Source organism: Rhodococcus sp. BP-332 (assembly GCF_019836065.1).
Classification (GTDB): domain Bacteria; phylum Actinomycetota; class Actinomycetes; order Mycobacteriales; family Mycobacteriaceae; genus Rhodococcoides.
In genome coordinates, this window is the sequence record NZ_JABUEC010000002.1 from 498,725 (window position 1) to 518,662 (window position 19,938).

General features: G+C 68.9%; 22 protein-coding genes and 4 tRNA genes. 6 read left to right on the forward strand and 20 right to left on the reverse strand.

Going from position 1 to position 19,938, the window contains the following annotated elements; all coding sequences use genetic code 11:
* Positions 1-4: 4 nt before the first annotated feature.
* Entirely contained in the window at positions 5-850 is an 846-nt protein-coding gene (locus tag HQ314_RS07910; RefSeq protein WP_374197831.1) for an alpha/beta fold hydrolase, read from the forward strand.
* Positions 851-910: 60 nt separating this feature from the next.
* Here HQ314_RS07910 and rplA read toward each other — a convergent pair whose 3' ends face one another.
* The 11 genes from rplA to HQ314_RS07965 all read right to left on the reverse strand — a co-directional run bounded on the left by rplA (position 911) and on the right by HQ314_RS07965 (position 5,773).
* Positions 911-1,630, reverse strand: coding sequence for a 50S ribosomal protein L1 (gene rplA / locus HQ314_RS07915; protein WP_027504557.1), 720 nt, complete (start codon positions 1,628-1,630; stop codon positions 911-913).
* Positions 1,631-1,716: 86 nt separating this feature from the next.
* Positions 1,717-2,151, reverse strand: a complete 435-nt coding sequence (rplK, locus tag HQ314_RS07920) for a 50S ribosomal protein L11 (protein ID WP_027504556.1) — start codon at positions 2,149-2,151, stop codon at positions 1,717-1,719.
* 77 nt (positions 2,152-2,228) lie between these two features.
* Positions 2,229-3,074, reverse strand: coding sequence for a transcription termination/antitermination protein NusG (gene nusG / locus HQ314_RS07925; protein WP_056442340.1), 846 nt, complete (start codon positions 3,072-3,074; stop codon positions 2,229-2,231).
* 70 nt (positions 3,075-3,144) lie between these two features.
* Complete coding sequence (secE, locus tag HQ314_RS07930; protein ID WP_222649773.1) at positions 3,145-3,621, reverse strand: preprotein translocase subunit SecE; 477 nt, start codon at positions 3,619-3,621, stop codon at positions 3,145-3,147.
* A gap of 80 nt (positions 3,622-3,701) precedes the next feature.
* Positions 3,702-3,777: transfer RNA gene (locus HQ314_RS07935), tRNA-Trp, on the reverse strand.
* A gap of 132 nt (positions 3,778-3,909) precedes the next feature.
* Complete coding sequence (hadB, locus tag HQ314_RS07940) at positions 3,910-4,338, reverse strand: (3R)-hydroxyacyl-ACP dehydratase subunit HadB (protein WP_222649774.1); 429 nt, start codon at positions 4,336-4,338, stop codon at positions 3,910-3,912.
* A complete protein-coding gene (gene hadA, locus HQ314_RS07945; RefSeq protein ID WP_374197822.1) occupies positions 4,328-4,882 on the reverse strand; it encodes a (3R)-hydroxyacyl-ACP dehydratase subunit HadA in 555 nt (184 codons plus the stop codon). Before hadA ends, hadB begins: the two co-directional genes overlap by 11 nt.
* Positions 4,883-5,072: 190 nt before the next feature.
* Entirely contained in the window at positions 5,073-5,240 is a 168-nt protein-coding gene (rpmG, locus tag HQ314_RS07950; RefSeq protein ID WP_027504552.1) for a 50S ribosomal protein L33, read from the reverse strand.
* Positions 5,241-5,338: 98 nt separating this feature from the next.
* Positions 5,339-5,411, reverse strand: a tRNA-Met gene (locus HQ314_RS07955).
* A gap of 35 nt (positions 5,412-5,446) precedes the next feature.
* Positions 5,447-5,519 (reverse strand) — tRNA-Thr (locus tag HQ314_RS07960).
* Between the two features lie 171 nt (positions 5,520-5,690).
* Positions 5,691-5,773, reverse strand: a tRNA-Tyr gene (locus HQ314_RS07965).
* A 144-nt stretch (positions 5,774-5,917) separates the two neighbouring features.
* Here HQ314_RS07965 and HQ314_RS07970 point away from each other — a divergent pair.
* Positions 5,918-6,409, forward strand: coding sequence for a YajQ family cyclic di-GMP-binding protein (locus HQ314_RS07970; RefSeq protein WP_056441678.1), 492 nt, complete (start codon positions 5,918-5,920; stop codon positions 6,407-6,409).
* A gap of 1 nt (position 6,410) precedes the next feature.
* Here HQ314_RS07970 and htpX read toward each other — a convergent pair whose 3' ends face one another.
* Together htpX and HQ314_RS07980 are read right to left on the reverse strand one after the other, a co-directional pair.
* Positions 6,411-7,277 (reverse strand): zinc metalloprotease HtpX, encoded by an 867-nt coding sequence (gene htpX, locus HQ314_RS07975; protein WP_222649775.1) that lies wholly within the window; start codon positions 7,275-7,277, stop codon positions 6,411-6,413.
* Positions 7,278-7,349: 72 nt separating this feature from the next.
* Positions 7,350-8,384 (reverse strand): polyprenyl synthetase family protein, encoded by a 1,035-nt coding sequence (locus HQ314_RS07980; protein WP_051613090.1) that lies wholly within the window; start codon positions 8,382-8,384, stop codon positions 7,350-7,352.
* 82 nt (positions 8,385-8,466) lie between these two features.
* Between HQ314_RS07980 and HQ314_RS07985 the strand changes: the two genes are divergently transcribed.
* Positions 8,467-9,744 (forward strand): geranylgeranyl reductase family protein, encoded by a 1,278-nt coding sequence (locus tag HQ314_RS07985; protein ID WP_056441675.1) that lies wholly within the window; start codon positions 8,467-8,469, stop codon positions 9,742-9,744.
* Positions 9,745-9,776: 32 nt separating this feature from the next.
* Here HQ314_RS07985 and HQ314_RS07990 read toward each other — a convergent pair whose 3' ends face one another.
* The 4 genes from HQ314_RS07990 to HQ314_RS08005 all read right to left on the reverse strand — a co-directional run bounded on the left by HQ314_RS07990 (position 9,777) and on the right by HQ314_RS08005 (position 13,254).
* Complete coding sequence (locus HQ314_RS07990; RefSeq protein ID WP_222649776.1) at positions 9,777-10,760, reverse strand: hypothetical protein; 984 nt, start codon at positions 10,758-10,760, stop codon at positions 9,777-9,779.
* A 61-nt stretch (positions 10,761-10,821) separates the two neighbouring features.
* Positions 10,822-11,526 carry a demethylmenaquinone methyltransferase gene (locus HQ314_RS07995; RefSeq protein WP_027504546.1) on the reverse strand — a complete coding sequence of 235 codons (705 nt, stop codon included), beginning with the start codon at positions 11,524-11,526 and terminating at the stop codon, positions 10,822-10,824.
* Positions 11,527-11,556: 30 nt separating this feature from the next.
* Positions 11,557-12,702 carry a glycosyltransferase family 1 protein gene (locus tag HQ314_RS08000; protein ID WP_222649777.1) on the reverse strand — a complete coding sequence of 382 codons (1,146 nt, stop codon included), beginning with the start codon at positions 12,700-12,702 and terminating at the stop codon, positions 11,557-11,559.
* Positions 12,703-12,789: 87 nt separating this feature from the next.
* Entirely contained in the window at positions 12,790-13,254 is a 465-nt protein-coding gene (locus tag HQ314_RS08005) for a DUF3592 domain-containing protein (protein WP_261781558.1), read from the reverse strand.
* 102 nt (positions 13,255-13,356) lie between these two features.
* Between HQ314_RS08005 and HQ314_RS08010 the strand changes: the two genes are divergently transcribed.
* A complete protein-coding gene (locus HQ314_RS08010) occupies positions 13,357-13,857 on the forward strand; it encodes a DUF2505 domain-containing protein (RefSeq protein ID WP_222649778.1) in 501 nt (166 codons plus the stop codon).
* Here the strand turns inward: HQ314_RS08010 and menD are convergent.
* On the reverse strand, positions 13,854-15,464 hold the full coding sequence (gene menD, locus HQ314_RS08015) for a 2-succinyl-5-enolpyruvyl-6-hydroxy-3-cyclohexene-1-carboxylic-acid synthase (protein ID WP_222631857.1): 1,611 nt from the start codon (positions 15,462-15,464) through the stop codon (positions 13,854-13,856). The genes HQ314_RS08010 and menD overlap by 4 nt on opposite strands.
* Before the next feature lie 83 nt (positions 15,465-15,547).
* Here menD and HQ314_RS08020 point away from each other — a divergent pair, with 83 nt between their 5' ends.
* Complete coding sequence (locus HQ314_RS08020; protein WP_027504541.1) at positions 15,548-16,141, forward strand: flavin reductase family protein; 594 nt, start codon at positions 15,548-15,550, stop codon at positions 16,139-16,141.
* Complete coding sequence (locus tag HQ314_RS08025) at positions 16,138-17,202, forward strand: AbrB family transcriptional regulator (RefSeq protein WP_222645474.1); 1,065 nt, start codon at positions 16,138-16,140, stop codon at positions 17,200-17,202. Before HQ314_RS08020 ends, HQ314_RS08025 begins: the two co-directional genes overlap by 4 nt.
* Here HQ314_RS08025 and HQ314_RS08030 read toward each other — a convergent pair.
* Together HQ314_RS08030 and HQ314_RS08035 are read right to left on the reverse strand one after the other, a co-directional pair.
* A complete protein-coding gene (locus HQ314_RS08030) occupies positions 17,199-19,403 on the reverse strand; it encodes a glycoside hydrolase family 3 C-terminal domain-containing protein (protein WP_222649780.1) in 2,205 nt (734 codons plus the stop codon). The two genes, HQ314_RS08025 and HQ314_RS08030, sit on opposite strands and share 4 nt — an antisense overlap.
* A gap of 73 nt (positions 19,404-19,476) precedes the next feature.
* Positions 19,477-19,920, reverse strand: coding sequence for a hypothetical protein (locus HQ314_RS08035; protein WP_037184699.1), 444 nt, complete (start codon positions 19,918-19,920; stop codon positions 19,477-19,479).
* Positions 19,921-19,938: the final 18 nt, after the last annotated feature.

The following is a 19,938-nucleotide window of genomic DNA, read 5'->3' on the forward strand; positions in this document are numbered from 1 at the left end:
GGACATGGGCGACATCGAGAACCCGCCGATCCTGCTCGTCATGGGACTGGGCTGCCAGCTGCTCACGTGGTCGATGCCCTTCTGCCGCAAGCTGATCGACGCCGGCTACCGCGTGATCCGCTTCGACAACCGAGACATCGGACTCTCGGGCAAGCTCGACGGGCAGCGCGTCACGGGGAACATCCTGCTGCGACTGGTCCGCCACGAACTCGGGCAGTCGAGCTCGGTTCCGTACACGGTGGTGGACATGGCCGAGGACACCATCGGCCTGCTCGACCACCTGGGCATCGAGTCGGCCCACATCGTCGGCGCCTCGATGGGCGGCATGATCACGCAGGTGGTCGCGGGGTCGCACCCGGAGCGCATCCGATCGGTCTCCATCCTCTTCTCCAGCACCAACGAGGCGTTCCTGCCGCCGCCGCACGTCCGCGCGCTCGCGCCGCTGCTCAAGCCGCCGCCCAAGAACGCGACGCGCGAGCAGATCATCGAACACCAGGCGACGACGTTCCAGACGATCGGCAGCAAGCAGTTCCCCACCACGCGGGACGAACGTGTCGCCGACGCGACCGAGGCGTACGACCGCGGCTACTACCCGGCCGGCATCGTCCGCCAGCTCGCGGCGATCACCGGAACCGGGAGCCTCGCGAAGTACACGAAGCGGATCACGGCGCCGACGGTCGTCATCCACGGCACGGCGGATCCCCTCGTGCGTCCCGCCGGCGGGAAGGCCATCGCGCGCCACGTGGCCGGATCCGAGCTGGTGCTCGTCGACGGCATGGCGCACGACATCCCGAACGCCCTGGTGGACCGCGTGGTCGACACGATTCTCACGAACGTCGCCAAGGCCTGAGAACGCGACGAAGGCCGGCACCCCCACGGGGTGCCGGCCTTCTTCGGTGCTGCGAGTGACTCAGGCGGTCGCGTCGTCCTCGAGGAGGTTCCGAGTACGGTTCGGGTCCACCGGGATGCCCGGTCCGGTGGTGGTCGAGACCGTGATCTTCTTGACGTAACGGCCCTTGGCCGACGACGGCTTCGCACGCAGGATCTCGTCCAGGGCTGCGCCGTAGTTCTCCACCAGCTTGGCGTCGTCGAACGACGCCTTGCCGATGACGAAGTGCAGGTTGGCCTGCTTGTCGACGCGGAAGTTGATCTTGCCGCCCTTGATGTCGCCGACGGCCTTGGTCACGTCGTTGGTGACCGTGCCCGTCTTCGGGTTCGGCATCAGGCCACGCGGTCCGAGAACGCGGGCGATGCGGCCGACCTTGGCCATCTGGTCAGGGGTGGCGATCGCTGCGTCGAACTCCAGCCATCCGCCCTGGATCCGCTCGATCAGGTCCTCTGCGCCGACCTCGTCCGCACCGGCGGCGACGGCCTCGTCGGCCTTCGCGCCTGCGGCGAAGACGATGACGCGGGCGGTCTTACCGGTGCCGTGGGGCAGGTTGACGGTGCCGCGCACCATCTGGTCCGCCTTGCGGGGATCGACGCCGAGACGCATTGCGACCTCGACGGTCGGATCGAACTTGCTCGACGCGGTGTCCTTGGCCAGCTTCGCCGCCGAGAGCGGCGAGTAGAGCTGGTCCTGATCGATCTTCGCTGCTGCGGCCTCGTAGGCCTTGCTGCGCTTTGCCATGATGATGTCCGTTCGTTGTTCGGAGCGTGGTTGACGAGCCTGGCCGGCTCTCCCACGTGATGCTGTGGAGCTGGTGAGCCGGTGGCTCAGCCTTCGACCGTGATACCCATCGAGCGAGCAGTGCCGGCGATGATCTTCGCGGCCTGGTCGATGTCGTTGGCGTTCAGATCCTCGGCCTTGGTCTTGGCGATCTCGCGCACCTGGTCCATGGTCACCGTGGCGACCTTGGTCTTGTGCGGCTCGCCCGAACCCTTGGCGACGCCGGCTGCCTTGAGCAGCAGCTTGGCGGCAGGCGGGGTCTTCAGCTTGAAGTCGAAGGTCCGGTCCTCGTAGACCGAGATCTCCACCGGCACGACGTTGCCACGCTGCGACTCGGTCGCGGCGTTGTACGCCTTGCAGAACTCCATGATGTTGACGCCGTGCTGACCGAGGGCGGGGCCCACGGGCGGTGCCGGATTGGCCTGACCGGCCTGGATCTGAAGCTTGATGATCCCGGCTAGCTTCTTCTTCTTGGGGGGCATCTGTGATTCCTAGGTTGTTGCGTGGTTCTCGGATGTCTTGCGGTACTGCCTGCAAGTTGTGGGGGGTTCTGAGCGCCCTAGATCTTCGCGACCTGGGTGAAGCCCAGCTCGACCGGAGTCTCGCGGCCGAAGATGGACACCAGCACCTTGAGCTTCTGCTGCTCGGCGTTGACCTCGCTGATGCTGGCGGGAAGCGTGGCGAAGGGGCCGTCCATGACGGTGACGGACTCGCCGACCTCGAAGTCGACCTCGATGGTCGGCTTCGACGACGTCTCGCCCGCACCCTCGGCACCGGTGGTGGCGCCCGCGGTGGCCTTCTTCTTGTCCTCCTGCGGCATGAGGAACTTGACGACCTCGTTGATGGTCAACGGGGACGGGCGCGACGTGGCGCCGACGAAGCCGGTGACACCGGGAGTGTTGCGGACAGCACCCCAGGACTCGTCGTTCAGTTCCATGCGCACCAGGATGTAGCCCGGCAGCACCTTGCGGTTGACCTGCTTGCGCTGGCCGTTCTTGATCTCGGTGACCTCCTCGGTGGGAACTTCCACCTGGAAGATGTAGTCACCGACGTCGAGGTTCTGGACGCGGGTCTCGAGGTTGGTCTTCACCTTGTTCTCGTATCCGGCGTACGAGTGGATGACGTACCAGTCGCCGGGGGCGCGCCGCAGCGCAGCCTTCATCTCGGCGACGGGGTCGACCGGCTCCGCGTCGATGGGAGCGTCGTCGGCGACGACGGCGTCCGCATCGGCGTCGACGGTCTCCGACTCGTCGGTGTCACCGGTGGCGGCAGCGACGTCGGCCGCGATGGCCTCGTCGGTCTCGCGGTCCTGTGCGGCCTGCTCCGCTTCGAGGCCCTGCTTGGTCGCCTCGACCTGAGCGTCGTAGGCGGCCACTTCGGTGGCGTCGTTATGGGGCGTGCTCACGAAAGGCACTCGCTTCCTGTAATCGTTCCGGTCGTACTCGGGGTGGTCGTGCGGACCTGTGTGTCCGGCGTCAGCCGAACAGCCACTGCACTCCCCTGATGAACGCCAGGTCCAGCCCACTGATGTAGGCCACCATGAACGTCACGAACACCAACACCACAGCGGTGTAGGTGACCATCTGCTTGCGGTTGGGCCAGATGACCTTGCGCAGCTCGGCGACGACCTCGCGCAGAAACTTGCGGAGCCGCTTGAAGATGTTCATCTTCGGCGTGGCTTCGGCGCGGGTGCGGCCCTCGACACGAGAGGCGGTGGCGACGGACTTGCCCGCGGTGGTCTTGGCACCATCCTTGATCAGCGACGGAGCATCGTCCGCGGACCGGGTCCGGCGGGCTGCGCGCTTGCCGGAGGGCCGGCTCGACCCGGCGGCATCGTGGGCGGCAGCAGCATCGTCGGCGACGACAGCATCGTCGGCGACGACAGCATCGTCCGCACCGAGATCCTCGGAACCGTCGGAGCTGCTGTCGCGCGCGCCGCGCTGATCGCTCACGTCGTTCCTCTCGGTCGTCGGCAGGGTGTCTGCACTCGAATGCTCTGCATGACCACTGTCCGAAGCACCGCTTGCGAACGTGGCAGGGGCGACAGGACTTGAACCTGCAACCTACGGTTTTGGAGACCGTTGCTCTACCAATTGAGCTACGCCCCTTCGGCCGGATCGAGATCCGGTCGTACCGGCGACGGACAGCGCACAGCGCTGTACGACCCCGGAGATCTCAGTGTACTGCACTCACGGACGCCCCCGAAATCGCTGACTCGAGTCGGCGATCGGAGAGCCGGATCACGCGAGCTGGACGGTCGCGACGGCGCGACCGAAGATCTTCTTGCCCTCGTACTTCGCGGTGATGGCGACGACGGCCTTGCGGGTGTCCGCGTCGACCGACTTGATGCGACCCGTGAAGTCGACCTTGGCCGGCTCGGTCTCCTTGACCAGCACGGGGCTGGTGAAGCGCACGTTGTACTCGGTGATGGCGCCCGGATCACCCGACCAGTCGGTGACGAAACCGGCGCCGAGTCCCATGGTGAGCATGCCGTGGGCGACGACGTCCGAGAGTCCGGCGAGCGTGCGCGCGACCGGATCACTCCAGTGGATCGGGTTCGGGTCGCCGGAGACGCCCGAGTAGTTCACGAGGTCACCGCGGGTGAGCTCGTAGGTGCGCTCGGGAAGGTCGTCGCCGACACTGACCTGGTCGAACTGCTTACGAGTCATGTTTCATGACACCTTTCGCCATCTCCAGCGCGTCCTGATCGGAACCGCCGCCGGTCTTCGCCACGAGTGTCGTCCAGGACGTCATGACGTCCTCGCCGGTCTCGTCCGTGACCATGTTCTTCGTGATGATGATGTCGCTTCCACCCATCTGGCGGAAGGACTCCAGGCTCACGTCGACGGTCAGGCGGTCCCCCGCCACTATCGGACGGTGGAACTCGAGACGCTGATCCGCCTGCATGATCTGCGACAGGTCGTACCCGGTGATGACCTCGTCGAACATGGCCTTCTGCGCGATGATGCCGACGACCGAGATGAAGGTGGCCGGTGCGACGAGATGCTCGTACCCGAGCTCGGCCGCGGCGTCCTCCGAGGAGTGCGCGGGATGATCGTTCTGCACGGCCCGCGAGTACTCGCGCACCTTCTCGCGCCCGATCTCGTAGAAGTCGGGCATGCGGTAGTGGTGCCCGACCATGCTGGCGGTGTGCACCGCCGGGTCGACGGCAGGCGTGTCGCCCCGGTCGGTTGCGGTTGCGGTGACTGTCACGTCGTCGACTCCCCCGAGAATGATGTGGAACTCACCACGGGACACCCGAGCGTGGGACGAGAGACAGTCCGGACGGCTCTGTCGGGCGAGTTCGAGACGGACGGCGCCGAACCGACTGGGTCACCGGCACCTGGACACACGTCAGCGCTGCCACGGCGACTGTGCCGGGGCAGCGCTGCTGTGCGAATGATCAGCGAGATTCGCGGTGCGCGCGATGAGTTCCGCAGTTCGGGCAGAACTTCTTGATCTCGAGGCGATCGGGATCGTTGCGGCGATTCTTCTTGGTGATGTAGTTACGGTGCTTGCACACCTCGCACGCCAAGGTGATCTTGGGCCGAACGTCAGTGGAGGAGGCCACGTCGATGCCTGCTTTCGGGTAGAGCGCGATACGGGTGCTGCGTCGGTCATGAATACCGGACCCCACTGCGCGCAGCAGCGGCGGAGTCCTCTGTCGAGTAGCGATGGCCGGACTTGAACCGGCGACACAACGATTATGAGTCGTTTGCTCTACCGACTGAGCTACACCGCCTCGGTGCCGGACGCCGGCCGGCGCTCGGTCCCGCGAGCCCCCTAACGGAATCGAACCGTTGACCTTTTCCTTACCATGGAAACGCTCTACCGACTGAGCTAAGGGGGCAGGTTCGACGCACACGAGGTGCACGTCGAAGCCTTCGAAGACATTACACAGGGGTCAGACCGCTCGCCAAATTGCCTGGTGAACGAGTTGCACGCGGCGTTTCGCATGCCGCCTGCCCCCACCCCGACGACGAGACCCCGGCGAGGATTCTCGCCGGGGTCTCGTCGGGTGTGGCAGATGTAGGATTCGAACCTACGTAGGCATAAGCCGACGGATTTACAGTCCGCTCCCATTGGCCGCTCGGGCAATCTGCCGGGATGCTCCATGGCGCCGGACACTCGTCGAGTGACCGCTCCAGGTGCGATACGCAGAATACAACGACCGCACCCCTCGATGGCAAACCGGCTGGACACGCTACCGTCGGCACCGTACCGATCACGCACGAAGGAGTGTTGTCAGTGGCTGATTCGTCGTTCGACGTCGTGAGCAAGGTGGACCGCCAGGAGGTCGACAACGCTCTGAACCAGGCCGGCAAGGAGCTGTCGACCCGCTTCGACTTCCGCGGCACCGGCGCGAGCATCGAGTGGTCCGGAGACGAGGCCATCGTCATCACCGCCGAGGCCGAGGAACGCGCGAAGGCCGCCCTGGACGTCTTCAAGGAGAAGCTCATCCGACGCGACATCTCGCTCAAGGCCTTCGACGCCGGCGATCCCGTGCAGTCGGGCAAGACCTACAAGATCACCGGCACGCTGGTGCAGGGCATCACCACCGAGAACGCCAAGAAGATCTCGAAGAAGATCCGCGACGAGGGCCCCAAGGGCGTCAAGGCGCAGATCCAGGGCGAGGAACTGCGGGTGAGCAGCAAGAAGCGTGACGACCTCCAGGCCGTTCAGCAGCTGCTCAAGGGCGAGGACTTCGGCATCGCCCTGCAGTTCGTCAACTACCGCTGACTCAGCGGTAGGGCCCCGCCATGCGCTCGAGGCGGGCGATGCGCTCCTCCATCGGCGGGTGCGTGGAGAACAGCTTGCTCGCCCGGTCACCCGCCCGGAACGGGTTGGCGATCATCAGGTGCGACTGGGCCGTGAGGCGCGGCTCGGGGGGCAGCGGGGCGGCCTGGGTGCCGCTCTGCAGCTTGCGGAGCGCGGAGGCCAGCGCCAGGGGGTCGCCGGTGAGCTCGGCACCCGACTGGTCCGCCTGGTACTCCCGCGAGCGCGACACGGCCAGCTTCACCAGTGACGCCGCGATCGGTCCGAGCATCGACACCAGCAGCAGGGCCAGCGGGTTGGCGCCCTGCCCGTTCCCGCGCCCGCCGAAGACGTTCGCGAAGAACGCGAAGTTCGCGAGTCCGGACACCACGGCCGCCATGGCGCCCGCCACGGACGAGATGAGGATGTCGCGGTTGTAGACGTGCGAGAGCTCGTGGCCGAGGACCGCGCGCAGCTCACGCTCGTCCAGCAGCGCCAGGATGCCGCTGGTGCAACACACCGCCGCGTTGCGCGGGTTGCGTCCCGTGGCGAACGCGTTGGGGGCGTTGGTGGGGCTGATGTAGAGCCGCGGCATGGGCTGATGCGCCGCGGTGGCCAGCTCGCGGACGATCGCGAAGATGCGCGGGTACTCGACCTCGGTGATCGGCTGGGCGTGCATCGACTTCAGCGCCAGCTTGTCGCTGTTGAAGTAGGCGTACCCGTTCATGCCGACGGCCAGGACGACCGCGACCACCAGGATGGTCGAGTTCTGGAACAGAGCGCCGATGAAGACGATCAGAGCCGACATCCCGACCATCAGGCCGAACGTCTTCATGCCGTTCGCGAACTTCATCGTGTGTCGCCGATCCTCTCGCCGCAGTGCTTCTTGCACGAACAACGACCGAGGTGACGCGGGTAGTTCCCGTCAGCTGATGCGGGCGACCGTGTACTCGACCAGCTTGCGCAGCGCGTCGTTGGCCGGGCCCTGCGGCAGAGCGTCCAGCTCGGTGCGCGCCCGCTGGGCGTAGGTGTCGAGCGTCTCGCGCGCCTTGGCCATGCCCGGCGAACGACCCAGCAGAGTCAACGCCTCGGCCACGTCCGCGTCGTCGGTGATGGGACCGCGCAGCAGGTGGCGGAGCCGGTCGCCGTCCGCACCCTCGTCGCGCAGCGCGAACAGCACGGGCAGCGTGTGGACGCCCTCGCGCAGGTCGGTACCCGGCGTCTTGCCGGAGTCCGACGCGGCGGACGAGATGTCGATGATGTCGTCGGAGATCTGGAACGCGGTGCCCACCGCGTCGCCGAGGCGCTCGAGCCGCTCGATGTGCTCGTCGTCGCCCCCGGAGAACGTGCCGCCGAAGCGACCGCTCGTCGCGATCAGCGAACCCGTCTTCTCCCACACCGTGGTGAGGTAGTGATCGACCGGATCCTGATCGGGCTTGCTGCCGATCGTCTCGCGCATCTGGCCCGTGACCAGCGCGGCGAACGTCTCGGCGATCGTACGCACGGCGGAGGGGCCCAGCGTCGAGACCAGGCGCGACGCGTGTGCGAAGAGGTAGTCGCCCGCGAGGATGGCGACGCTGTTGCCCCAGCGCGCATTGGCGGACTCCACGCCGCGGCGCATGGCGGCCTCGTCCATGACGTCGTCGTGATACAGCGTCGCGAGGTGCACCATCTCGAGCACGGTGGCCGCGGTGACGATGTCCGGACTGGACGCCTTGGGGCCGAGCTGACCGGTGAGAATGGTGAACAGCGGGCGGAACCGCTTGCCGCCGGCCTTGGCGAGGTGCAGCGCCGCCTCGGTGAGGAAGTCCTCACCGTCGGACAGCTCGGTCACGAGCAGGCTCTCGACCTCGGCCATCGCCGCGCGCACGATCTCCGCGAACTCCGCGTTCCCGAGATCCACGCCCGCCACCACGGTGGCCCCACTCGCACTCGTCTCGGTCACCGCGCTCGCACCCATTTCTCGTCGTCGAACACCTCGCGCGGCTCCGGGCCTCGGCGCCGCGTCTGACTCCAACCTATCGTGCCTGCAAGATGGAACGATGACGGATGGACGCGCACAGGGTGTGACACCGGGAACTCGACGCGTGACCGACGTTCTCGTCGTCGGAGCGGGACCCGCGGGCAGCGCCGCCGCGGCCTGGTCCGTACGAGCTGGTCACGACACGATTCTCGCGGACGCCGCCACGTTCCCGCGTGACAAGACCTGCGGTGACGGACTCACGCCGCGTGCCGTGGCCGAGCTCGACGAGCTGGGACTCGGTGAGTGGGTGCGCTCGCGGGCGATCAATCGTGGCCTACGCCTCACCGGATTCGGTCAGGAACTCACGCTGCCGTGGCCGGGTGGCTCCCTCCCCGACATCGGTTCCGCGGTACCGCGTACCGAGTTGGACGACCGGATCCGCCGGGTGGCCGTCGACGACGGCGCGGTGATGATGGAGAACGCCAAGGCCGTCGATGCGGTGCTGGTGAGCGGGCGGGTCACCGAGGTGATGTTCGACACCGCCGACGGCCCTGTCGCCGTGGCCTGTCGCACGCTGATCGTGGCGGACGGGGTGCGCTCGCCGCTCGGCAAGATCCTCGGCCGTACGTGGCACCGCGACACCGCTTTCGGGGTCGCGGCACGGGCATACGTCACGAGTGACCGCAGTGAGGACGAGTGGATCACCTCGCACCTCGAGCTCCGCGACGGGGAGGGCACCCTGCAGGCCGGCTACGGGTGGGTGTTCCCGCTGGGCGTGAACGACGAGGGCACCGGCGAGGTGAACGTGGGGGTGGGGACGCTCGCCACCTCGAAGCGCCCGGCTGCCGGCGCGCTGCGACCTCTCCTGAATCTCTATGCGTCACAACGGGAGTCCGAGTGGGGCCTGAGCGGCGGCGTGCGCCGCGTGCAGTCCGCCCTGCTACCGATGGGCGGCGCGGTGTCGGACGTGGCGGGCCCCAACTGGGCGCTCGTCGGCGATGCGGCGGCCTGCGTGAATCCGCTCAACGGTGAGGGCATCGACTACGGACTCGAGGGTGGTCGACTGATCGCCGAACACCTGGACGGCGCAGACCTGACGCAGGTGTGGCCGGCGGTGCTCCGCGAGCACTACGGGCAGAGCTTCTCGGTCGCTCGTCGCCTCGCGGGACTGCTGACGGTGCCGCGGTTCCTGCCCGCCACGGGGCCGATCGGCATGCGGTCGCGCGCGATCATGACCGTCGCCGTGCGGGTGATGGGCAACCTCATCACCGACGAGGATCGCGACGTGGTCGCGCGCGCCTGGCGGGCCGCGGGATCGACGTCGCTGAAGGTGGACGACCGGCCACCGTTCTCCTGAGAGTGCCCGGCTGCCTCAGGAGCCGGGCCCGGTCAGCGTCCCGGCCGGAAGGCGTACACGGTGGTGCCGTCCGGCAGAAGTATCCCGTCGCGATCGCGGAAGCCGCACTCGAGAGACGCCACCACGCGTTGCAGCACGGGGAGCCGTGCCTGCTCGTCGAGTCCGGCGTGGACGGCGAGGGACAGTTCGGCTCCGTACAGCGCCAGGATGGCCTCGACCGCGCCGGCGAGCGCCGGGTCCTTGGCCTGGTAGAACGCGAAACGGTCCGCTTCCATCGTGTAGTCGCGCTCGTTGCCGCCCGCCAGTACCCGCACCCCGAACTCGGCCAGGTACTCCACCATGCGGCGCTCGGTGGCGCCGAAGCCGATCGACCGGCGGTCCGGCGAGAGGGTGTCGACGACGCGCTTGGTGTCCATGATCAACAGGCCCAGGTCGTTGGCGTCGAGCAGACCGAGGTCGGCGCGCATGGCGTCGCGCAGCAGACGCTGGATCTCGATCAGGAACCCGTGCTCACGGTTCAGCCGCTCGACGGCCGGACCCGGCATCGCGCCCGTCGTGGAGTAGGGCACCAGCACCCGGAGATCGAGCGACATGAGCATCTCGAGCAGCGGCGCGACGCGCTGGCGGGCCACGACGACGGTGATCGTCGAGACGCGCAGCAGTTCCTGATAGGCGGCGTCGACGTCGGCCTGCAGGTCGTCGGCACCCGGCGGCAGTGCGGTCGCGTCGGGGGCGGTCCGGCGACGTACGGCGTCGATCCAGACCCGCTGGAAGGTGGTCAGCGCGACCGACAACTCCTGGTAGCGCTCGGTGACCTGGTCGCGTACCAGCGACGTCTCGACGGCCTGGCGACCGGAATCGTGGGTCAGCTCGGCGCGGATGGTGCGCAGCTCGCGCGCGCGGCGCGTCTCCCTGGTGAGGTGTATGCGCGTGGTGCTGACGGCCCAACCGGCCCCGCCGGCGGCGACGGCCGAGGCAGCGAGGGTGGCATAGGGCAGCCAATCCGGTACGGGCATGCGCAGATCATGCCGTATCCGGACACGGTACGAACACCGATAGGTGCGTTCTCCGTATCTTTCAGTACACCGGTTTCACGGCGCTGTGCAAGGTGACGATGCCGCCCGTGAGATTGCGCCACTGCACGCGGCCCCATCCCGCGGACTGCATGCGCCGCGCGAGCTCCGCCTGGTCCGGCCAGGCGCGAATGGATTCCGCCAGGTAGACGTAGGCGTCGGGATTGCTGCTGACGGTGCGGGCCACGGCCGGGAGCGCCTTCATCAGGTACTCCATGTAGACGGTGCGGAACGCCGGGAAGACCGGTGTGGAGAACTCGCACACCACCAACCGTCCGCCGGGCCGGACCACCCGCAGGATCTCGGCGAGGCCGGCGTTGTGATCGGCCACATTGCGGAGACCGAACGAGATGGTGGCGGCGTCGAACACGTCGTCGCCGTAGGGCAGGTGCATCGCGTCGCCCGCGATCATCGGGACGCCGCGCGAGAGGCCCGCGCGGAGCATGCCCTTGGAGAAGTCGGTGGCGACGCACCAGGCGCCGGACCGGCCGAGTTCCTCCGTGGACACTCCGGTCCCGGCCGCGAGGTCGAGCACCGCTTCCCCGGGCTTCAGCGCGAGCGCGTCGCGCGTCGCGCGCCGCCAGCCGCGGTCCTGCCCGAAGGACAGGACGGTGTTGGTCAGGTCGTACCGCTTCGCGACTCCGTCGAACATGGACGCGACGTCGTGCGGTTGCTTGTCCAGTTGCGCTCTGGAGCCGTGTGCTGCCACACCTGAACAGTACGTGGGCCGCGCACTCACCTAGGCCGCCGTCGTCCGCCGTCCGACGTCCGAGGTGCCGATGACCGCCTCGTAGTGGCCGATCAACTGGCTGCACAGCGCGGGCCAGGTGCGATGCAGGACGGACTTGCGCGCGGACGTGGCGAACCTCGCACGCGTGGTGGGGTCGGCGAGGGCCTGCACGGCGCTCGGCAGCAACTCCTCGTACCGATCCACGGGCAGCAGGTACCCGTTGCGGCAGTGGCTCACCAGATCGCGGGGACCGCCGGCGTCGGGTCCGATCACGGGGACACCGCTCGCGAGCGCCTCCTGGACGGTCTGGCAGAACGTCTCGTGCTCACCGGGGTGCGCGAACACGTCGAAGGACGCGTAGGCCTCCGACAGGGCCTGCCCGCCCAGCTGACCGGTGAACACCGCGGACGGCATGAGCGCCTCGAGCCGTGCGCGCTCCGGACCGTCACCGACGATCACCACGCGCACGCCCGATGTCCGCTCGAGTACCGCGAGGCGTTCCACGTGCTTCTCCGGTGCCAACCGGCCGACGAAGCCCACCACCAGCGCGTCGCCCGCGTCCCACTGCGCACGACGCTCCGCGTTCCGCGACGACGGCGCGAAGCGCACGGTGTCCACTCCCCGACCCCAGCGATGCACGCGGGGGATGCCGTGCGCGGCGAGTGCGTCCATCGCCGACGTCGACGGTGCGAGGGTGCGGGCACTGCCCTTGTGGATCCGGCGGGTCCACGCCCAGCAGGCACGCGAGGTCAACCCGAGACCGTAACTCTCGGCGAACCCGGCGACATCGGTCTGATAGACGGCGACGGCCGGGACGTCCAGCCTCCGCGCGGCCGCGAGGCCACCGGCACCGAGCGAGAACGGCGATGCCAGGTGCACCACGTCGGGCGCGAACGAGCGCAGCGCGGCGGTCATACCGGGGCTCGGCACGCCGACGGGCAGCGAACTCACCTTGGGGACCATCACCGACGGCACTCGCAGAACCGGGAACGAGCCGTGTGAGGTCGGTGCCGCGGGCACCCCGGCCGGCGTGTCCGGCGCGACGATCATGGCGTCGTGACCTGCGGACTCCGCATGCTCGAGCACACGGAGAATCGAGTTGGTGACACCGTTGACGTGAGGCAGGAACGATTCGGCGACCACGGCTATGCGCACACCGTGGACTGTTCCGCGCCGCGACGACCGCGATGCGAGGGCGACGTGACCAGCGGGCGAACCCCGGGCGAACCCTCCGGTACCGGGTCAGACGCGCGCGTCGCGGCGCCGCAGGTAGAGGATCGACGGGCCGGCGATCAGCCACGTGACGACGATGACGGAGAGCGCGGGCACGACGGCCACCGAGGCGTCGCGGCCGGCGACCCGCACCAGGTCGGGATCGCTGCGGGAGTACTCGACGTCGATGCGCTGACCGGCGACGAGGTTGGTCGGGTACAGCACTCCGAGCTTGGGATTGTGCATCTCGCCGTCGGGAGTCACGAAGCTCACCGCCGAGCGCAGACGTCCGGCCGACAGCACCTCGGCCGTGGCGACGCCCTCGTCCGAGGAGATGGTGTGGTCGTTGCGCCACGCCGCGAGGACCAACAGGACCGCGAGCACCGAGACGACGGTGGCGATCACCAGGAGAACGGTGGGAACGCGCGAGCGGCGCCGCACCGGGGCCCCGTCAGCCTCGGAGTTCTCGACAGCAGGCGTGTCGCCACCGGACATCTCGGCACCGGCCGGACTCGGGACGACGGGGTTCACCAGAACAGGCTAGCGACCGCACCACGCAGGACGTCGGCAGCGGTACGCCGAGTAACGTCTCCCGCCATGGGGCGGAAATTCAGTTACACCGAGGACTTCGACGTGACACCGGCGCAGGCGCACTCCGCCTTGACGGACGAAGCGTTGTGGGACAAGCGAACCAAGGAGGTCTCCGACCGGGCCAGCGTGGAGTACTCGCACCGGCCCGACGGCGGCTTCGACGTGGTGATCTCCGAGGGGGTCGGCGCGTCCGTGCTGCCGGGGTTCGTCCGGAAGGTGATTCGCGGCGACCTGGTGATCACGCGCAAGGACAGCTGGGGACCGCTCGAAGGCGACCGTGCGAACGGCACGCTCGAAGGCGGATCGACGGGCTTGACCTCGAAGGTGCGCGGAACGTTCGAACTGGTGCCTCACGGCACCGGATCGCGCCTGACCCTGAGGGGGACGGCCGAGGTGAAGGTCCCGTTCGTCGGCGGCAAGATCGAGGGCATGGTCACCGAGATGATCGGCAAGATGGTGCACTCCGAGAGCAAGCAGGCACGGGAGTACCTCGCCGACAGGGCCTAGAGGGCAGCGCGGATCGACGCGTGCAGATCGCGTAGACCGGACCGATCGGTGGTCACCTCGAGCACGCGGGTGCCCTCGGCGTGACCCGTGAGCAGCTTCGCGAGCTCGTCGGGATCGACCCGCCGGTGCGGGATCCGGTAGGCGGCACACAGCGCCGCGAGGTCCATGCCGTGCGGAGTGCCGAACACGCGCTCGAAGACGCCCGCGTACTGGGGATCACCTTGCTCGAGCAGTTCGAAGATGCCGCCACCGTCGTCGTTCGCGACGACGATGGTGAGGTCTCGCGGTCGGGGCTCCCCGGTGCCGATGAGCAGTCCGGACGCGTCGTGCAGGAACGTCAGGTCCCCCATCAACGCGATGGTGCGGCCGTCGTGTGCCAGCGCAGCGCCCACCGCGGTGGAGACGGTGCCGTCGATGCCCGCCACACCGCGATTGGACAGCACCCGGACGTCCTCCGCCGGGTAGCCGACCAGCGCCATGTCGCGCACCGGGTTGGAGGCGCCGAGCACGAGCAGATCACCCGGCCGACGTGCCGACGACACGGCGGCGGCGACGTGCAGACCCGTTGGAATCGAGAGCGAGTCGAGCTGCCCGCGGACCGCGGCATCGGCCGACTCCGAGGCGTCGGCACAGCGACGCAGCCACTCGGGTGACGGTGTCCCGGTGACCAGCGCGCGCGTTCCGGTCGCCACGACGTTGCCCGAGACGTCGGGCCAGCGGGGTCCGGTGGTGAGAGCGATGACGGAGACGGCCGGGTCGGCCAGCACCTTCGAGACCTGACGATGCAGCGTGGGACGCCCGGTGATGATGGCCTGGCGCGGCGACAGCGCACCGAGCGCGAGCGGGTTGAGCGGGTGGCCGTGCAGGGGCGCGGTCGGCTCGGCGACCGTCGGCAGCCCGGCGAGTTCCGGCCGATAGGCGGCGCCGTGTCCGGAGATGACGACGGTGTCCACCGAGAGGTCCAGGTCCACCGGAACGTCGAGCGTCGCGTACTGCGTGGTGGTCCACGGGGAGCCGTCGGGACGTCCCTCCGGGGCGGGGCGGGAGTCGGCCAGGTCGGGCGTGAGGGGCTCACGCAGCGGCATGTCGAAGTGGACCGGGCCGGCGTTGCCCGAGCGCGTACCGCGTGCGGCAGCCAGGACGCGGCACACGGCCGACCGCCACTGGCTGTTGACCTGGTCGGACTCCTCGGCGAGACCGAGGCTGATGGTCGCGCGCACCTGACCCGCGAACAGGCCGAGTTGCTCGACCGTCTGGTTGGCGCCGGTGCCGAGCATCTCGTAGGGGCGGTTGGCGCTGAGCACGACCAGCGGAATGCGGGCGTAGTTGGCCTCGAGGACGGCGGGTCCGAGATTGGCGACGGCGGTGCCGGACGTCATCACGACCGGGACGGGTCGGCGGCCGGACACGGCCAGTCCGATGGCGAGGAAGCCGGCGGTGCGTTCGTCGATGCGCATGTGCAGGCGGACGCGACCGGCACGGTCGGCGGCCTCGAGCGCGAACGCGAGCGGCGCGTTGCGCGATCCGGGGCACAGCACGACGTCCTGGACGCCGCCGCGGATCATCTCGTCGACGACGACGGCGGCTTGAGAGGTGGACGGATTCACCATTTCAGAGTGTCACAGATGCCGGACCTGCCTGAATGATCGGCCGGCCTCCAGGGCGCGCGCGGTCCTGGCACGATGAACCGGTGCGCACACACTTCGATCCGCAGACCATGGACGCCGGCGACTATTACAAGCTTCTCACCACGTCAGTGGTGCCCAGACCCATCGCGTGGGTGTCGACGGTCTCCGCGGACGGCGTACCGAACCTGGCGCCGTACAGCTTCTTCTCCGTCTCCTCCAGCGCACCCGCCGTGGTGCAGTTCACGTCGGTCGGCCGTAAGGACAGCCTGCGGAACATCGAGGAGACGGGCGAGTTCGTCGTCAACCTCGCCACCGAGTCGTTGTTCGAGCAGATCAATCAGACGTCCGCGAACTACGACGCCTCGGTGAGCGAGTACACCGCGGTCGACCTCGAGAGCGAGCCCAGTGAGACCGTCCGCCCGCCGCGCGTCGTCGCGTCCCCGCTCTCGATCGAGGCGACGCTCCACCAGGTGGTCGAGGTGGGCAACTCGTTCGTCGTCATGGGCGCGGTCACGATGATCACGGTGCGTCCGGAGTTCCTCGCGGAGGACGGGTTGCCCGACTTCGGCGCCCTCGCACCGCTGAGCCGGCTCGGCCGCGACGAGTGGGGCATGCCCCCGGCCGTGCGACGAATCCAGCGCCCCGACAGGCCTTGAGTCCGGATCGGGTCCCGTTCGACCGCTCGCGCACGGTGCGCTGGGCCTCGCTCGCTCTGGCGACCGTCGTCGTCGCCGTCCTGGCGGAGCGGGTCGGCGTTCCGTCGGCCGCGCTGTTCGTCGCGCTCGCCGTGGCGACGGTGTTCGCGTTGTGCGGGTGGGGCCCGGGGAAGGTTCCGCGCACCGCGTCGATGGGCGCGCAGGCCGTGCTCGGCGTCGAGATCGGCACCCTGCTCGATCGGGACACGATGTCCTCGCTGGGGTCCGACTGGATCTGGGTGGTGGTCGTCTCGCTCGGCACCCTGGTGCTGTCCATCGCGGCCGGCGCTCTCCTCGGACTGCATCGTGACCTCGACGCCACCACCGGCGCCCTCGCACTCGTGGCCGGGGGTGCGTCCGGCATGGTCGCGATCGCCCGTGATCTGGGCGGCGACGAGCGGGTGGTCGCCGTGGTGCAGTACGTCCGGGTGCTGCTGGTCACCGCGTCGCTACCGTTCGTCGCCACGGTGGTCTTCTCGGCGGACACCGGACAGAGCGGATCGCTCGACACCGCCTCCGCCCCGCTCTGGACGGACGCGCTCTTCATCGCGGTGTGCCTGCTGGTGGGCATCCCGCTGGGCCGACTGATCCGCCTGCCCGCGCCCGCCCTGCTCGGACCGTTGCTGATCTCCGGTGCCGCGGACCTGCTGGGGTGGACGGGCGACGCCGGCGTGCCGTTTCTGCTGCTCCAGCTCGTCTACATCGTCATCGGGTGGCAGGCCGGCCTGCAGTTCACCCTCGACAGCCTGAAGTCCATCGGCCGCATCATCCCGTGGGCAGTACTGCTGATCATCGCCATCGCGGTGGGCTGCGCGCTGCTCGGCCTGATCCTGGTGGGCACCACCGGTATCACCCCGTACGAGGCCTACCTCGCCACGACGCCGGGCGGTATCTACGCGGTGCTCGCGCTGGCGGCGGCGAGCAGCGTGAACGTGACCTTCGTCGTGGCGGCCCAGGTGCTCCGGGTGTTCATGATGCTGCTGGTGGTCCCGCTGTTCACCCGGGCACGCGGGCGCGGCTAGCCGTTCGCGTCCTGCACGAGCCGCGCGACGACATCGGGTGTCAGGGTTCCGTCGCCGAAGGCCACCATGCGGGCGAGCGGGACGCTCGACAGGAAGACTGCCGTCTCCGGGTTGCCCATCATCGCCTGTGCCACCGACGGTCCGTCGCCGTCCTCGATGGCCGTCCGCAGCAGGTCACCGCCGCGCGGATCGTCCAGCCACTCGGTGACGGTCGACTCGGCCGTCAACGGCAGGCGGACGTCGTCGCCCGTCACGGAGACGATCGCGACGCTCCGGAGATCGCGCGACGATGCCGCCGCGGCCACGACGTACTCGCCCGGCGCCACGATCCAGGACGACACCCGGGTGTCCCAGTACGCCAGGTCGGCACGCCGGACGGTGAGAGTCACGGTCTCGGTCGCACCCGCGGCGATCTCGACCGACTCGAACGCCGCGAGCTCACGCGGAACACGGTGCGCGTCCTCGTCGGGCGCGGACACGTAGATCTGCACGACCTCCCGGCCGTCCCGGTTCCCGGTGTTGGTCACCGGCACCGTGACGTCGATGCCGTGCTCCCCCACCGTCGCGGTCACGTCGCCGTACTCGAACGTCGTGTACGACAGGCCCCACCCGAAGGGGTACGACACGTCGGTCTCGCGCGCATCGAAGCCGCGGTAGCCCACGTGGATGCCCTCGCCGTAGCGGACGACCCCGTGCTCACCGGGGAAGTCCAGGTAGGACGGGTGGTCCTCGAGCCGGAGCGGAACGGTCTCGGCGAGCCGTCCCGACGGGTTCACGACGCCGAACAGCACGTCGGCGATCGCTCCGCCGCCGGCCTGTCCCAGCAGCCACGTCTCGAGGATCGCGGGGACGTCGGTGTCCCACGGCGACGTCAGGACCACGCCGCCGTTCGACAGCACCACCACGGTGTTCTCGTTCACCGCGCGCACTCGCTCGACCAGGGCCAGATGGCCTTCCGGCAGCGCCAGCGTGGTGCGGTCCATGCCCTCGGTCTCGGGATCGTTGCCGACGAAGACGAGGGCGATGTCGTGCGTGCGAGCGAGCTCGACGGCCTCGTTCAGCAGTCCGTCGTCGGCGTCGGTCTCCTCGGTCGACGCGTGGTCGGCGTCGTACCCGGGCGCGAACGCCACCTCGCCCTGCGCGGCAGCGGTGATCGCCGACAGCGCGTCGTCCAACCGGGTCGGGGTGATCTGCGAACTACCGCCGCCCTGGTAGCGCGGGGTGCGGGCGATCTCGCCGAGCACGGCGATCGATCCGGAACCGGGCTCGAGCGGCAGCAGACCGTCGTTCTTCAGCAGGACGATCGCCCGGCTCGCGATCTCTCGGGCCAGCGCATGGTGGGCATCGTGATCGACGTCCACGGAACCGCTCGCGTCCTGCGCGCGCTCGATCAGTGCGCGCACGCGCGCCGCCGCAGTCTCGAGAGTGCCCGGATCGAGCGCACCGGACTCCGCCGCGTCGGCGACCCGCTGGTCACCGGCAGCGTCGGGTCCGGGCATCGTCAGGTCGAGGCCCGCGGCGATCGAGTCGACCCGGTCCACGACGGCGCCCCAGTCGGACACGACGGCGCCCTCGAAACCCCACTCGCCGCGCAGCACGTCCGTCAGGAGCCACCGGTTCCGCGAGGCGTGGACGCCGTTGATGCGGTTGTAGGAGCACATGACGGTCCACGGCTGCGACTGCTCCACCACACGCTGGAACGCCCGGAGGTAGATCTCGCGCAGGGTGCGTTCGTCCACCTCGGCGCTCACGCGCATGCGGTCGGTCTCCTGGCTGTTGACCGCGAAGTGCTTGAGCGAGGTGCCGACGCCCCGGCTCTGCACGCCCTGCACGTAGGCGGCGGCGAGCGTGCCCGTGAGCAACGGGTCCTCCGAGAAGTACTCGAAGTTGCGGCCACCGAGCGGGCTGCGCTTGATGTTGATGCCGGGTCCCAGCAGGACGGACACGTCCATCGACCGGGCCTCGGTGGCCAGCGCCTCTCCCATCCGCCGCAGCAGGTCGGGATCCCAGGTACTCGCGGTGGCGGTGGCCGGCGGGAAGCACGTCGCGGGTCGTCCGGAGAACATGTCGCTGTCGCTCGCCTGCATCCGCACGCCGTGCGGGCCGTCGGTCAGCGTGATCGCCGGGAGCCCGTCCTGCTGCTCGGTGCTCCAGAAGTTGCGTCCACTGGTGAGGGCTGCGAGATCGTTGCGTGGAGTCATGGCTCCATCATCGACGATCCGGCCCTCCGTGCGCCTTTCGCGCATCCGGGGACACGCGAAAGGCGCACGGGGGTCAGGCTGCGTACTTCTGCACCAGGGCGCCGACGCGCGGGAGAGCCTCGGTGACGTTCTTCTTCGCCGAGGGGCGGAGCGAGGAGTACGCCTTCTTGATGGTCGACTTGCTGGTCTCGTCGATGCGCGCGTCGGTGACGGACAGCAGCGCGTCGGACGCCTCGTCACCGTTCGCGGCGAGGAACTCACCGAACGTGCCGGTCGGCGCGGCCTGGTACCGCTGCCAGAACGGGTCGAGCTTCTCGACGAAGCTCGGCCACAGCTTGGCGACCGCATCGTCGACGACGCTGGGGCTCACCTTCTTCACGGCGCCGTATCCGCCCTTGACCGCCAGGCCGGAGGCGCCCTTCTTGTCGGAGACCTCGGCGTCGATCAGCGCGCGGACGTCCGCGCGCACGGCCGGTGCGGTGTTCTCGTCGAGGAGGGTGGTCTGCAGTGATGCCACGGGAAACAATCCTGTCGT